This is a genomic window from Vibrio sp. 1F263, from assembly GCF_041439035.1.
Lineage (GTDB): Bacteria > Pseudomonadota > Gammaproteobacteria > Enterobacterales > Vibrionaceae > Vibrio > Vibrio tasmaniensis_A.
On record NZ_JBGONI010000001.1, the window covers coordinates 97639 to 109669 of the forward strand.

At 43.4% G+C, this 12031-nt stretch carries 10 protein-coding genes; 7 read left to right on the forward strand and 3 right to left on the reverse strand.

Going from position 1 to position 12031, the window contains the following annotated elements:
• Nucleotides 1-18: 18 nt before the first annotated feature.
• Nucleotides 19-747, forward strand: coding sequence for a pseudouridine synthase (locus ACED25_RS00430; protein WP_371694403.1), 729 nt, complete (start codon nt 19-21; stop codon nt 745-747).
• A gap of 97 nt (nt 748-844) precedes the next feature.
• On the opposite strand, the gene ACED25_RS00435 is transcribed toward ACED25_RS00430, so the two are convergent.
• Both ACED25_RS00435 and ACED25_RS00440 read right to left on the reverse strand, forming a co-directional pair.
• Nucleotides 845-1507, reverse strand: coding sequence for a DUF2057 domain-containing protein (locus tag ACED25_RS00435; protein WP_102248922.1), 663 nt, complete (start codon nt 1505-1507; stop codon nt 845-847).
• Between the two features lie 95 nt (nt 1508-1602).
• The gene (locus tag ACED25_RS00440; RefSeq protein ID WP_102248923.1) at nt 1603-2553 is read right to left on the reverse strand and encodes a porin; all 951 of its coding nucleotides are present in this window, start codon (nt 2551-2553) and stop codon (nt 1603-1605) included.
• Between the two features lie 513 nt (nt 2554-3066).
• On the opposite strand from ACED25_RS00440, the gene dinG reads away from it, so the two are divergent.
• The 5 genes from dinG (at nt 3067) to ACED25_RS00465 (ending at nt 7980) form a co-directional block, all read left to right on the forward strand.
• Nucleotides 3067-5142, forward strand: coding sequence for an ATP-dependent DNA helicase DinG (gene dinG / locus ACED25_RS00445; protein WP_371694404.1), 2076 nt, complete (start codon nt 3067-3069; stop codon nt 5140-5142).
• A gap of 128 nt (nt 5143-5270) precedes the next feature.
• Nucleotides 5271-6050 (forward strand): TSUP family transporter, encoded by a 780-nt coding sequence (locus tag ACED25_RS00450; RefSeq protein WP_009846330.1) that lies wholly within the window; start codon nt 5271-5273, stop codon nt 6048-6050.
• Nucleotides 6051-6073: 23 nt separating this feature from the next.
• Entirely contained in the window at nt 6074-6622 is a 549-nt protein-coding gene (locus ACED25_RS00455; RefSeq protein ID WP_371694405.1) for a primosomal replication protein, read from the forward strand.
• Entirely contained in the window at nt 6612-6782 is a 171-nt protein-coding gene (rsmS, locus tag ACED25_RS00460; protein ID WP_371694406.1) for a pleiotropic regulatory protein RsmS, read from the forward strand. The genes ACED25_RS00455 and rsmS overlap by 11 nt, the downstream gene beginning before the upstream one ends.
• 64 nt (nt 6783-6846) lie before the next feature.
• Nucleotides 6847-7980 (forward strand): JmjC domain-containing protein, encoded by a 1134-nt coding sequence (locus ACED25_RS00465; RefSeq protein WP_371694407.1) that lies wholly within the window; start codon nt 6847-6849, stop codon nt 7978-7980.
• A gap of 144 nt (nt 7981-8124) precedes the next feature.
• Here ACED25_RS00465 and ACED25_RS00470 read toward each other — a convergent pair whose 3' ends face one another.
• A complete protein-coding gene (locus tag ACED25_RS00470; protein WP_017097702.1) occupies nt 8125-10242 on the reverse strand; it encodes a methyl-accepting chemotaxis protein in 2118 nt (705 codons plus the stop codon).
• 512 nt (nt 10243-10754) lie between these two features.
• On the opposite strand from ACED25_RS00470, the gene emrD reads away from it, so the two are divergent.
• A complete protein-coding gene (gene emrD / locus ACED25_RS00475) occupies nt 10755-11960 on the forward strand; it encodes a multidrug efflux MFS transporter EmrD (RefSeq protein ID WP_009846325.1) in 1206 nt (401 codons plus the stop codon).
• Nucleotides 11961-12031: the final 71 nt, after the last annotated feature.

Sequence of the window (12031 nt, forward strand, 5' to 3'; positions counted from 1 at the left end):
TTTTGCAAGGTAGTTAACATGTCTACTCGCTCACGCAGCGCATCTCGTTCAGACAAACCGGCTCGTTCTGGTACCACATTAAAACAAAGCGGTAATAGACAGAATCAACACAGTGGCAAAAATGACACTGGCAGTTCACACAAAAAACCGCACTCCAGCAAACACCGATATAAAGGCAAACCTACCAACGCAAAGCCTAAGGTAGCACCCGAAGATCGCAAAGTAATTCTGTTCAATAAGCCTTTTGATACTCTCAGCCAGTTCACTGATGGCGAAGGTAGAAAAACGCTAGCGGATTTTATTCCCGTAAAAGATGTTTATGCTGCAGGTCGACTTGATCGTGATAGCGAAGGGTTAATGGTCTTGACCAATGATGGCATCTTTCAAGCTAAGTTGACTCAGCCGAACTCAAAATCGCCCAAGACTTACTGGGTACAGGTTGAAGGCGCGCCTTCTGAGAAAGATTTAGATAAATTGAGAAAAGGTGTTGAACTAAAAGATGGCATGACATTGCCTGCAGAAGTAGAAGTGATGCAAGAACCTCAGGTTTGGGAAAGAACTCCTCCTGTGCGCTTCAGAGCGGCGATACCAACAACATGGTTAGCGATTACCATCATCGAAGGACGTAACCGTCAGGTAAGACGAATGACGGCAAACATAGGCTTCCCTACCCTGCGTCTAATCCGCTACTCAATGGGCAATATGAACGTGGGTCAACTTCAGCCAGGTGAATGGAAAGAGATTTAGCTCTTACTGATACAGAAAAAGTATCGATACAGAAAAAGTACCTATATAGCAAAAGCGAGACTCTTATTAGTCTCGCTTTTTTGTAGATGAAGATTGATTACTCTTGGTCAATCATCCACTTACGGAATTCTTTGCGTTCTTGCTTAGAAGCTTTGATATACCAAGCCTGCAATTGCTCAACATTATGTGTGTCAGCCAGTTTCACTGGTTTCTGAGTTTTGCTACTTGTTTGTGCGGCCGTATCGTTTACCACAGAAGCTAAAACCACAGCTTCCGCTGGTTTATCAAGTAACACACCATCTTTGAAATATACTGCCTTACTTTCATTGTGCTCAGCCAGTCGAGACTCTAGCCCGCCAAGCGGCGCAAAACCGGGCTTACGTTTAATAACATCTTGTTGATATTTAATGGCGACTTCATCCTGCAAAACGACCCATGATGGATTCACAGCTTCAAAGATTTTCTCAGCTTCCATATAGCTACGTACTTTTGGAGACTTAATTTCAACCTCTTCACCAGTAACATCAAAATTCAAAACATAAGGGGCCGAAGAGTAAACGCCGCTGTTACCAAATTTTTTATCAAAGCGAACTAAAACCTGGTTAAAACCTTCATTAATCTGGTTTTCGCTGATTTTATTTTGAGCAGCTTGGCCATTAATGTACAGAATTGATACGCCTTTCTGAGGCGTTAGGGTTGCCGCACTTACACTGCCAATAACGCTTGTAAGCAAGCCCAAAGCTAACATTACTTTCTTCATCATATCTCTCTTTCAAATCGAATAAACTGCTCTTTATCCTAACAAAAAAGCCACCCTAAGGTGGCTTTTTTTCTAAGGCTAAATGACTAGGTCAATTAGAATGATGCTTCAACACCAAGAGCTAAACCAGTCTTTGAATTTTTAACATCAGAGCCACCCACTTCTGCGTACACTTTAGTGTTAGGCGCAACAGCGTAAGTTGAGTTTACAAACCAAACATCTGCGTCCTTAGCGTTATCATCATGGTCACCGATTGAGTAACCAGTGTTGAAGCCCCAAAGACCCATAGTGTAACCAGCAGCAAATGCGATTGTTGAAGTGTCATCGTTAGCTTTATCAGACGTTACACCGTAGTATGCTGTAGATAGGTAAACGTTCTCGATACCAGAGAATACTAGCTCAGCACCGTAACCTTGGTGATCCATATTCGCCTTGTCAGCGTCCAGGTTAGCAACGAAAGCAGAAAGGTCGATATCAGTAAAACGGTAACCAACACGAACGTCGTAATATGTGTTGTTTGTCGCTGCAGTATCTTTCTTCGTATCGTTATCAACTTTATCTTGAACGTAACCTAATGTCGCGTACAGGTCGCCATTGTCGTAATCGTAACGAATAGCTTCGTCAGCACACTCATTTGTTGCTGCGTCTAAAAGTGTTGCAATACCAAACGCTTCATCTTTACCGATACCTAGGTCATCGACAGCTGTACATGTACGACCAAACTTGATAGAGCCCATAGTATTGTGGTATGCCGCAACATAAGCATCGCCGCTTTGAGCTTTCTTTGAGTTGGTAGACGGAGAACCGTCAAATTCCCAGTAAGCGCCAACTTTCCACTCATCATTAACCATGTATTTAATGTCAAAACCGAAATCAGCGTCTTCGATTCTTTGTTCCATTGAACTAGTCGTTAGAGAGTTCTTGTAAACAACTTCGATGTCGCCTTTCAGGTTTACCGTTACACCATCTTGGTTGTAAAGTTCGATTGCTGCGTTTGCAGAACCAGCTGCTGTCATAACTGCTAGAGCTAATAGAGTCTTTTTCATAATAAATCCACTGCCTTTTCTAAGAATGGGAGATCCTTGCCCGGTTCCCTTTTATTTTTTATGACTGGTCATTACTACTCTTTGGTAGTTAATCACCGCCACTAAATTTCGTGGTCTAGATTGCAAAAGATTATCCTGCGTGTCAAATAAACTAAAAGCAAACCTAAAAAAAACAAAAACACATAAAAATCATAGGTTTACATTTTTTTTCATTATTTTACGAGCAACTTACCCTTAAATTTAAAGGGAAATATAATAGCCCAAATAAAGAACAATTCAGTATAATGCTCCACTCACTTAGGTTTAAATCGCCATTCACAGAACTTAACGCCTGCATCGTGCGATTTTTTAATATATATATTTCGTAACATAAATAAAATCGTTAAGTTCCTGAAGGTTCAGTTTTTTTTTGTGAACGAGATCTACCTTTGATTCAAAAGCAAGCTATTTTGCGGTAAATGTACCGACTAGTGATATGTGCTACTATCCTCGCTCCGTTACGTAGGTCACAGTATGCTAACTACTAAAATTCAAAATTCTATACGCACCAGTTATCAAAACCTCCAAGATCAGTTGGATAACTTTGTACCTCGACGTGCTCAAAATTACCTTGTTGCAGAAATAGCGAAGACACTTTGTGGTCAATATCACAAAAGTAATCGCATGATTGTTGCTGAAGCTGGTACCGGGATCGGGAAGTCACTGGCTTATTTAATGGCAACAATTCCTGTCGCCGTGCTCAATAATCGAAAAATCGTCATTTCAACAGCGACCGTTGCGCTACAAGAACAGCTCGTCAATAAAGATCTCCCTCTATATAGACGACTTACTGATAGAGAGTTTTCTTTCATCTTAGCGAAAGGAAGGCAGCGTTATTGTTGTACAGAGAAGTTGGCCGCTGCGTGTGGGGTTGATGGTGGTCAAATGGCCATGTTCGAGTCCAAACCAAAAAAGAAAGACATCGAACAACTCCAAACCATGTACCGCAGCCTCACCCAAGGTAAATGGGATGGCGACCGTGATTCGTGGCCAAAACCTATCGACAACATGATTTGGCAGATGATCGTCAGTGATAAGCACAGCTGTAACAACAGTATGCCTACGCACAGAGACTGCCCTTTCCAAAAAGCGCGCTCAGAGCTAGATAAAGCAGACGTGATTATCGCCAATCACAGTTTAGTGATGGCTGATGCGGACCTAGGCGGCGGTGTGATACTGCCAGAGCCAGAAAATAGCATCTATATATTTGATGAAGCTCACCACTTGCCACACGTAGCGAGAGATCACTCCTCTGCTGCCGCAAGCTTAAAAGGTGCTGCCTCTTGGTTAGAGCGTTTGAATCAATCGATCACTAAGCTTTCGGGGCTAGCAGACGAAAAGCGTGTTCATAGATTTAGAAATGAGTTGCAAGACTCAGTACAACAACTGATCCCGACTCTGACTCAGATGAGCAAACAGTTTGACGCTAGCCACTTCGAAGATGGCTTGTATCGCTTCGAGCATGGCGACTTACCTGAATGGTTAGAAAGTGAATCGAAAGATCTCAAACAATTAACGCAAAAGGCGAGCCAAGCCGTAGCAAAAATTGCAGACTTGATTGCAGAGCGAGTTAAAGACGGAGAGCTTTCAGCAAAGCTTGCAGAGCCTGCGCTTGCAGAAATTGGCTTTTATATACAAAGAACAGAAAACCTTGCTCAAGTTTGGCGATTAATGGCTGAGCCTAAGAGAGAAAAAGGGGCGCCTTTAGCTCGTTGGCTTGAATTAAGCAAAGAAAGCGAGGGGGACTTTGTTGTTAATGTCTCACCATTAGAAGTCGGTTGGCAACTGGACCAACAGATTTGGAGTCGTTGTGTTGGTGCAGTGTTAGTATCTGCGACCATGAGAGCACTCAACTCTTTCAGCTTTTTTTGTCATCAATCAGGTATCAGCCAAAAAGCAGAAGATGGCGTACAATTTCTTGCTTTGGCATCGCCGTTTGATTATCAGAACCAAGCTGAATTAGTGGTACCTGCAATGAAGTACGAACCACAAGCACCTCAGTTTACCGAATATCTTATTGAAATTTTGCCTAAGGTAATAGAAGACAACAAAGCCAATCTCATTCTATTCTCTTCTTATTGGCAAATGAACCAAGTGGCCGAAGCTTTGGCAACAGATTTCGTTAAAAATTCGTGGGCGTTACAGGTTCAGGGGGATACCTCACGAACTGAAATCCTAAAAAAACATAAAAAGCTCATAGACCAAGGTAAAACCAGCGTTCTTTTTGGAACGGGTAGCTTTTCTGAAGGTCTTGATCTGCCTGGCGAGCTGCTTGAAAACCTTGTTATTACCAAGATTCCTTTTGGTGTTCCTACCTCACCTGTAGAGCGGGCACATTCAGAATATATTGAATCTCGTGGCGGTAATCCTTTTATGCAGATTACTGTTCCAGAAGCGAGTAAAAAGCTTATTCAATCTGTGGGTAGATTGCTGCGTAAAGAACGAGATTCTGGTAAAGTCACGATCCTTGATAGACGCATAGTCACGAAGCGATACGGAAAGTCCCTACTCGATTCGCTACCGCCTTTTAAAAGAACAATAAAATACTAATTTTCCTACCCTCGTGGTAGTTATGGGCCTGCCATCGCTAGGCCCTTGCATTCACAACCCAGCATGACTAATCCCTCGATTCTTCATGTGGCTGCCCGAACAGCCGATAACGAGAACACTAGCTATTTATGGAAATGATTGAGCCAACCATGTTGGTCATACTTGCCTTGGTTGCATTTGCTGCAGGCTTTATTGATGCTGTCGCCGGTGGCGGAGGAATGTTAACTGTACCAGCTTTGCTATCGCTTGGTTTACCACCACACATTGCACTCGGTACTAATAAGCTGGCCGCAACATTCGCCTCATCAACAGCCGCTTTTACTTACTATCGCAAGAAGCTGTTCAAACCTGAATGTTGGGTCAATGCTTTCATATCTACTTTAATAGGTGCAACAATCGGCACCCTGACTGTTGATGCCATAAGCACAGAGTGGTTAGAGAAGGTATTACCGCTAGTCATTCTTGCAGCAGCGGTCTATACCATTTTTCATAAGACTCCAGATGTGAGCCATAATGTGTCTCCTAAACCGTGCCCGGTACTCAAGAGAAAGCAAAAGTACCAAGGATTCATTCTCGGCTTTTATGATGGTGTTGCAGGCCCAGGAACCGGCGCTTTTTGGACTGTGAGCTCGATGGCGCTTTATCGTCTCAATATCTTACTTGCTTCAGGTCTATCTAAAGCCATGAACTTTACCAGTAACTTTACGTCTTTGGTTACCTTCGCAATTCTTGGTCATATTGATTGGGTTCTTGGTTTAACTATGGGTCTTTGTTTGATGGCTGGAGCATTTGTTGGGGCACATTCTGCTATTCGTTTCGGTGCTACATTTATACGACCTGTTTTTGTTACTGTTGTAAGCGTACTTGCGATTAAGCTGGCTTACGAAGCGTGGTTTGTAACCTTATAGCCCAGTCGCCCAAGGTAAGTAAAATGAATCATTTCTCTAAATTAAAAAGCGTCATTGATACCTTAATTGGCCATTGCTCGCAGGTTGATAAATCTCGAGGGGCTTATCATCAAGCCTTGTTCGATAGAACCTTGTTTAAGTGCAGCTCTTCTATTTTACTGCCCTACGCACTCGAAACTCAGGCAACGTACAACACTATTGTTCGAGAACAAGCGACAAACCAACTTACTGCTTCTCGGGCCAACTACCTGACAGAAAAACTCACTAATCAGATAGCTGCAATCCAAAGAGAACTAGCCAACCATGATTTAAGGTTAGATCGAAAAAGTAAGTCAGGAAAAAACCTTAACGACCTATACAACGAATTCGCTCAGCACCAGGATTGGCAAAAGCGACTGGTCGATTTAGTACGAGTACGCAAGTTAGCGTTTGATTCTGCGCCTCGCCACAGTAAGAAAAAAGCGGACGAGGCTTGGCAATTAGCAAAAGAACGATTAGAACGCTGCGAAGACTCAATGAAAAATATTGAGAGACTGATTAACTTAGAGAACCCCAAGCGAAATGAACACTGATAACCCATCATCACCACTGGATAACGCCCCAGAAGAAGTTAAGTTAGCTGTCGACCTGATCTATCTGCTCGAAAGCAACGAAATCGACCCAAAGGTTGCGTTAGAAGCAATTAAGATTGTCCAACAAGATTTACAAGCCAAACTAACATCTAGCATCTAGCATCTAGCATCTAGCATCTAGCATCTAGCATCTAGCATCTAGCATAAAAACATACAGGATTCACATGTACCAACTTAGCTTTTCTATGCCCGAGTTTCTTGAAAACTACTGGCATAAAAAACCAACCATCTTGAAAGGTGGCTTCCAAAACTTCGTCGACCCAATTTCGCCGGAAGAACTTGCTGGTTTATCGATGGAAGAAGAAGTGGATTCTCGCTTTGTCTCTAACCTCAACAACCAATGGACAGCAGAACATGGTCCATTCTCAGAAGAGAAATTTGGCGAACTCACTGAAACACATTGGCAATTGATCGTTCAAGCGGCTAACCACTGGCATCAAGGTGCCAATAAGCTGACTGAAGCGTTCCAAGCTTTACCAAACTGGTTATTCGACGACCTAATGATCTGCTACTCAGCACCAGAAGGCGGCGTAGGCCCCCATATTGATCAATATGACGTATTCATCATTCAAGGCCAAGGTAAACGTCAGTGGAAGGTTGGCGCGAAAGATGTTGGCCAATACAAAGAGACAGTCCAAGCTTCTGCACTTCGTCAAATCGAAGGTTTTGAACCGATCATTGATGAAACTTTAGAGCCGGGCGATATCCTTTATATCCCACCGGGTTTCCCGCATGAAGGCAACACGTTAGAGCCGTCAATGAGTTACTCTATTGGCTATCGCTCCCCTAAAGAACAAGAGCTAATCAGCAACTTCGCCGATTTTGTACTTGCTCATGATATGGGTGACGTTCATCTTCACGATCCAGAATTCAAAACGCAAGATGGTTACGGCAAGATTCGTTCATCGGATTTAAGCAATCTAACTGACATGTTGAAATCTGCACTAGAGCAACCTGAAACCATCAGCGAATTCATGGGGTGTTTGCTAAGCCAATCACGCCACCAGCTTGATATCGTCGCTCCTGAGCCATTATGGACAGAAGAAGAGATCGCTCAGCACTTAGAGTCAGAAGGCGAGATTTGTCGAGTATCGGGCTTAAAAGCGCTCTACCATGAGAATGAAAGCAACACAGCTTACATCAATGGGGAAGTCGTTAAAGTTGAACAGACTGATTCTTCGCTACTAAACGTACTGTGTGATGATTCGGTAATTAACTCAACAACTAATCTTTCTCCTTCAGGTGTAACCGTCGTGACGGAATTGGTGAATAAAGGTTACTGGTTTATCGAAGACTAACTTCGTTCATCGGTTTCGCGGATATCACCAAGCCCTAGAGCGTTAGAGCCAAAAAACAATAAAAGGGACAAATGAAATCTTCATTTGTCCCTTTTTCTATTCAATTGTTAACTAAGCTTAAAAGCTATACAGTGAACAACTAGACTAAACCTTGAACTGGTTAACCAGTTTCTGCTGCTGTTGGGACAGTTGGTCAATTTCGCTACCCACTTGTTCAGAAGCTGCGGCTTGATCCAAGATCTTCGCACTCAAATCACGGATATTAACGACACTTTGGTTCACTTCACCGGAAACCGATTGTTGCTCTTCTGCCGCTCTCACGATCTGGTTGTTCATATCACTGATCGCTTCTATAGAAGTAAAGATCGAACCCAGATCTTCGACCGCTTTTTGAACATGTAATGCCGTGTCGTTAGCGAGAATATTACCTTCTTGTATCGCTTCAACGACATCTTGAGTGCCCGCGTGGACTTTGTCGATCACCGCTCTGATTTCACCAACCGATGACTGTGTGCGGCTTGCGAGATTTCTTACCTCATCAGCAACGACGGCAAAACCTCGACCTTGCTCACCTGCACGAGCCGCTTCAATCGCGGCATTCAATGCCAGTAAGTTGGTTTGCTCAGAGATCCCTTCAATCACACTTAAGATCTCAGTGATGTTACCGTTATTTTTAGCCAACTCTTCAACAATAGGCACGGCGCTCGACATACGATCCACCAGCTTTCTCATTTCACCGGCAGAAAGTTCGATAACCTGTTGGCCTTGCTGAGCAGAACGATTCGCTTCACAAGCGGCATCAACGGCTATTTCAGCATTTTGTACCACTAAGCCCGAAGTCTGAGTCATCTCTTCTGCCGCGGTCGCCACAAGATCCACTTCTTTAAACTGAGACTCACTACTTTCACGAGTACTTGATGCAGAGGCCTTCGCCTGGCTTGTCGTGCTCGCCACTTGCTCAGTGGTCTGAATCACCTCTTTAATAGTGTGTTGAAGCTTGTCTAAGAACAGGTTAAACCCTTGTGACAACTGACCAATTTCGTCTTGAGATTTCACTTCCAAGCGTTGCGTTAAATCACCTTCACCAGAAGCAATATCGTTCAGTCTCTCAACTACCTGTCGAATAGGCTTAACAATGGACAGTGAAGCAAAAGCGATGATCGCTAGACCGAAAAGAATAAAGCTAATACCCGCAATCACTTCAGTCTTAATACCTTCACTTAGCTTAGTACTAATAATGGCATCCAATTGATTCGCGTCAGCAACCACACTCTCTCTTGGAATCTCAAACAGCACACCCCAAGTTTGATTGGCGGCAACAACAGGTGCAAATGCGAGTAACCACTCACCATTCTCACTCCATTGAGTCGTGACTTCACCACCAAAGATAAAGTCCGTCATTAGATCGCTACTTGTATTGTTGCTTTGAAAACTCGAACCAACCGCAATACTTTGATCATCAGAAGCGATAACGGAACCATCTAAACTCACGACGTAAACCGCGCCTGCACCTTCAAACAAGCTTTGATCCGATTGAGTGACAACATTGGTCAAACCATCGAGCCTTAAGTCGATGCCCAAGAAACCAATCGCTACATCATCAACGATGATAGGCACCGAAATCGAAGACGTAAGCAGTTCTTGACCACCGCTACTCACAACTCTTGGCGTACTAATACACGTTTGGCCAGATGACAAAGGACAGAAAAAGCGTTCGCTATTGCTGTTATCACTCAATGTTGATTCTGATAACACGTTTGGAAGAACGTTCTCGCCATTATCTGCGACCTTCCAATAAGGAGCAAAACGCCCTCTTTCATTCGAGCCGACATAATCCGCATCGACATAATTCGCATCTTCAGCATCAAGTAAATCGGGCTTGAAGACTAGGTAAGCTCCTTGAATAGAATCAAAGTTCAAAACAGAACGACGAACCATTTCATCTAACGCAGTACGAAGCTCTTCACTTGGGGTAAAGTTTTCGTCTGCGTTGTTCTTTAGAAACTGAGCACTAGAAGCCAACATTTCTGCTCGATAAATAGCTTCATCGACATAACGTTGAGTTTCCTGAGCATTAAGCTGAGAAACGGATGCCAACAACTGTTGAGTTTTGTTAATCACCGATTCTGAGCTTTGAGATTTTATGACCTGTTGATTGCTCGTCGCGTTGTAGATCGAGAAACCAATGAGAGACAGTGACGTAATGATTAAACAACAACCTGCTAAGAGGGTTATTTTCCACTGTACTGATAGAGAGCGCATTTAATATCCTTATTTAAGCCAAAAGACTTCCATAACCGTAACCATCACATTAGTAACAAACTGCTATGCACAATGTGAATGAGTTAGACGAATAGCTTAGCGGATAATTACAGCACAAATTACGTGCATATAAAACGAAAGTTTATAGAAATGTTAATAAATCGTGTGCTTTGTCTGTTATTGCTTTGATTTCAAGAGCTTTCAGCTTGTCAGACTTAGGCTTCTTTGTGCCTACGCTTCCGGTCATGAATAACGCAAATTGATTCAGAGTAATGCAACATTTCAAGGAAGCCAATGACTCCTTATTATTTTATAACCTCAATAAATTCGGATTAGTTTTTATAATCCAAGCTATAGATTTTTATCTTGATCAACTTCACACTTTTTGGTTGCTAAGTAGACGCTCAATCTCTAATATCTCGCGCCTAGATTCCCAGGTTACTTTACTTATTTGGCTCTCCTTAATGGAACGCCAAGGCTTTTTACGTCCTAATTTTTGGAGAGATACGCAAATGTCCGCCACGTTTCCATTAGCGAAACTTACCTTTTTAATCGCTATTCTGACTGCCGTGGGTCAAATGACTCAAACGATGTACGTGCCTTCTATCGGTCATATGGCGGGTGAGTTCTTGGTTTCAGCATCTTCGCTTCAAGCTGTGATGGCGTGCTACCTGATCCCTTATGGTCTGTCGCAATTTGCATACGGTCCACTTTCTGATCGCCTAGGTCGCAAACCAATCATCGTTGTCGGTTTGATCATCTACATCATCGGTACTTTGGTGGCATTGTTTGCTCACGAATATGAATGGTTCTTAGCAGGTAGCTTTATACAAGGTTTGGGCATCGGTTGTGGTGGTGCGATGTCTCGTACATTGACTCGCGACTGTTTTGAAGGCGCAGAACTGCACCGCGCAAACAGCTTAATTAGCATGTGTGTGATTTTCTCACCATTGATGGCTCCTGTATTAGGTGGGTACTTAACAGAAGCTTTCGGTTGGCGTTCTAGCTACTTGTTCCTGGCGCTGTTTGGTATCGCAGTGGTGATCACCATGATGACGAGCATGATGGAAACTCTGCCAAAAGAACGACGCAAACATGAATCGGTTGCCAACAGCTACAAATTCGTTCTATCTGACAAACGTTTCCAAGGTTTCTTATTGGTATTGGTCGCAACATTTGCAGGTGTAGCGGTATTTGAAGCTGCGGCAGGTGTATTGCTTGGCGGGGTACTTGGCTTGCCAGCAACCACAGTAAGCTTGTTGTTTGTATTACCCATTCCAGGTTACTTAGTCGGGGCTGGCCTATCCAGTTACATCGCACAACGTAGCAGTGAGCGCCGCGCTCTGAATGTTGGACTAGTTGCTATCTTGGTAGGGTCTACCGTGGTGTTGATACCAGGTCTATTTAGTCAAACAACAGCATTAACTTTGATTGGCGGTGCTACGATTTACTTTTTGGGCGCTGGTATCTTATTTCCGGCGGCAACAACAGGGGCGCTTTCGCCATTCCCGTACCACGCAGGTACTGGAGGTGCGATTTTGGGTGGTATGCAAAACCTAGGTGCTGGCATCGCAACACTATTGGCCTCGTTCTTCCCAGCTCAAGACCAACTGCCGCTCGGTTGCTTGATGATTGCAATGTCATTCATCGCCATGCTTGGTTTACGTTGGGTTAATCGTAAACCTGACCATTCAAACGAAATGCCATTGGCTATCTAAAGTAAACTCTACCTCAGCTCAAACAACGAAGAGGGACATACTGAAAAGTGTGTCCCTTTTTCATTGCACGT

Bases quoted from the DNA above. Each gene is read 5' to 3' on its own strand.
- ACED25_RS00430 (WP_371694403.1), top strand. From the start codon at position 19: ATGTCTACTCGCTCACGCAGCGCATCTCGTTCAGACAAACCGGCTCGT.
- dinG (WP_371694404.1), top strand. From the start codon at position 3,067: ATGCTAACTACTAAAATTCAAAATTCTATACGCACCAGTTATCAAAAC.
- ACED25_RS00450 (WP_009846330.1), top strand. From the start codon at position 5,271: ATGGAAATGATTGAGCCAACCATGTTGGTCATACTTGCCTTGGTTGCA.
- rsmS (WP_371694406.1), top strand. From the start codon at position 6,612: ATGAACACTGATAACCCATCATCACCACTGGATAACGCCCCAGAAGAA.
- ACED25_RS00465 (WP_371694407.1), top strand. From the start codon at position 6,847: ATGTACCAACTTAGCTTTTCTATGCCCGAGTTTCTTGAAAACTACTGG.
- ACED25_RS00455 (WP_371694405.1), top strand. From the start codon at position 6,074: ATGAATCATTTCTCTAAATTAAAAAGCGTCATTGATACCTTAATTGGC.
- ACED25_RS00470 (WP_017097702.1), bottom strand. From the start codon at position 10,242: ATGCGCTCTCTATCAGTACAGTGGAAAATAACCCTCTTAGCAGGTTGT.
- emrD (WP_009846325.1), top strand. From the start codon at position 10,755: ATGTCCGCCACGTTTCCATTAGCGAAACTTACCTTTTTAATCGCTATT.
- ACED25_RS00440 (WP_102248923.1), bottom strand. From the start codon at position 2,553: ATGAAAAAGACTCTATTAGCTCTAGCAGTTATGACAGCAGCTGGTTCT.
- ACED25_RS00435 (WP_102248922.1), bottom strand. From the start codon at position 1,507: ATGAAGAAAGTAATGTTAGCTTTGGGCTTGCTTACAAGCGTTATTGGC.